The sequence below is a fragment of the Streptosporangium sp. LJ11 genome (assembly GCF_051918945.1).
GTDB lineage: Bacteria > Actinomycetota > Actinomycetes > Streptosporangiales > Streptosporangiaceae > Streptosporangium.
In genome coordinates, this window is sequence record NZ_JBPXMB010000079.1 from 1 (window position 1) to 2297 (window position 2297).

1 protein-coding gene is annotated in these 2297 nt (G+C 68.5%); it reads left to right on the forward strand.

The features are described from left to right. Positions 1-730 precede the first annotated feature (730 nt). Positions 731-2002 (forward strand): pectate lyase, encoded by a 1272-nt coding sequence (locus ACTOQ3_RS43405; RefSeq protein ID WP_440089906.1) that lies wholly within the window; start codon positions 731-733, stop codon positions 2000-2002. The last annotated feature ends 295 nt before the right edge of the window (positions 2003-2297 follow it).

The following is a 2297-nucleotide window of genomic DNA, read 5'->3' on the forward strand; positions in this document are numbered from 1 at the left end:
GGCGGATTGGGTCAGTCCGACGAGTACGCCGGCGAACAGGCCGGCGCATGCGATGACGGTTCTGAGGCGCATCCTTCGTCTCCACAGGTTTGGTAAGCGCTTTCCAGGATCGAGCGAAGCTAAGCACTCACCGGCGCACCTGGGAAGGCCCGGATGCGAACGAGACCACCCGCGGCGCCTCGGCCTCGACGGCGGGCGGCAGGTCGGCCGAGGTCGCGGTGGCGAAAAGGGGGGCGCGCCATCGTCACGCAGGGCGGCCGGGCGGCCGGGCGGTCGTGAAAGTTTCAGGAGGACGTGGTGGGCGTGAACCGGGTGGTGTGACCACGCGAGCCTCTGGCCTGTGTTTTTGCAAACGATTGTTGCAGAAATCGGAGCGTGACCAGGAGGAATATCCGACTCCGTTTGCAGTTTTACCGGAATGTATTGACGTTTCCTCCATGTAACGCGACTGTGTCTGCAATCGGTTGTTCACAGATGTGGTCTCTGAGTGGCCCGCGTGACTGCTGTGTCGAGGTGGTGCGACCGGCAACGGCATGCATCGAGGCAGCGGAGCAGGCGGCCTCCCGGCAGACCTGAGGGATCGAAGGGCTGGAAGGCGCCCGTGCCGCGCCCGTCCGCGCGGCACGGGCGCGGATCGCACCACGACTCCAGCCGGGGACGACCCCCGAGGCGCGCGACCTCTGCTTTGCCATGCCCTGAACCCATACAGATCGCAGAAATGGAGCTGAACGTGCGTAGAGAAGAACATTTCGGTAGGAGGCTGGCGGTCATCCTGACCGCCGGCCTCATCACCACCGGCGGGCTGGTGGTCACGTTCAACACGCCCGCCTCGGCGGCCCCCTCCAACGGCAACTACACGCTGGCCAACGCCGGCAGCGGTCTGTGCGCCACCGTACCCGGGCAGAGCACCGGCGACGGCGTCCAGCTGGCCCAGAACACCTGCGCCGACGCCGCCGGGCAGGTCTTCACGCTCACCTCCTCAGGAGGCGGCTACCAGATCAAGGCGGCGCACAGCGGCAAGTGCCTCGGGGTGCGGGACGCCTCCACCAGCGCCGGCAAGGCGGTCCAGCAGGAGTCCTGCACCTCGGCCGCCTCGCAGACCTGGCAGCTCACCGCCTCGGGGTCCAACTACCGGGTGGTCAACGGCAACGGCGGCAAGTGCCTCAACGTCAAGGACAACTCCACCTCCTCCGGCGCCCTGCTGCAGCAGAACTCCTGCGACTCGGCGGCCACCAAGCAGTGGACGCTGCGGCCCGCCGGCGGGGGCGGCACGCCCGACCCGGACCCCACCTCCACCCCCACCGTGACGCCCACCTCCGGCGGAGGTGACGGCAGCGGTCCGTGGCCCTCGGACACCGGCAGCGTCCACCAGACCACCACCCGCAACGCCGGCACGTTCTTCGACGGCGGCATGAAGCGCTACTACGGCATCGGCGACGGCGGCCAGGGCGAGAGCCAGGACCCGATGTTCGTCGTGGCCAACGGCGGCACCATCCAGAACGTCATCCTCGACGCCCCGGCCGGCGACGGCATCCACTGCGAGGGCTCGTGCACCATCCGCAACGTCTGGTGGAACGACGTCGGCGAGGACGCCGCCACCTTCCGCAGCTCCAGCTCCTCGGCCACCTACCTGGTGGACGGCGGAGGCGCCAAGTCGGCCTCCGACAAGGTCTTCCAGCACAACGGAGCCGGCAAGCTGACCATCCGCAACTTCCAGGTGCACAACGCCGGCAAGCTGTACCGGGCCTGTGGCAACTGCTCCACCTCCTACCAGCGCCACGTCGTGCTGGACGGCGTCACCGCCCGCTCCACCAAGGTGCTGGCCGGGATCAACTCCAACTGGGGCGACACCGCGCGCTTCAGCCGGATCACCGTCTACGGCAGCACCACCATCTGCGAGCGCTACAAGGGCGTACCGAAGGGCAGCGAGCCCAGCAAGATCGGTGAAGGCCCCGACGGCACGCACTGCCTGTACTCCGAATCCGACATCACCCGCCGCTAGAGCTCCCGGGCAGGCGGGCGCTGTCCCCGCCCGCCTGCCCGGCGCTCCCGAAAGACGTCCTTGACCGGAACGGCGAGACCACATCGGCCGCCAGAACCCGCGACGGCGGCGGCTTCTCTCGCCGTGTCCGTCGCCGGAGCCGGCCGAGGTGCCGGAAAGGTCGATCTGCAGCGGTCCCCCCTCCACTTGTCATCCGACGACCCGGGAATCCTGGAGACCAACGATGCGCTTGACGATTTCTCTCGCGTGCGCCGCTCTGCTGGCCGGCATGCTCGCCGCGCTGCCCGTGAACGCG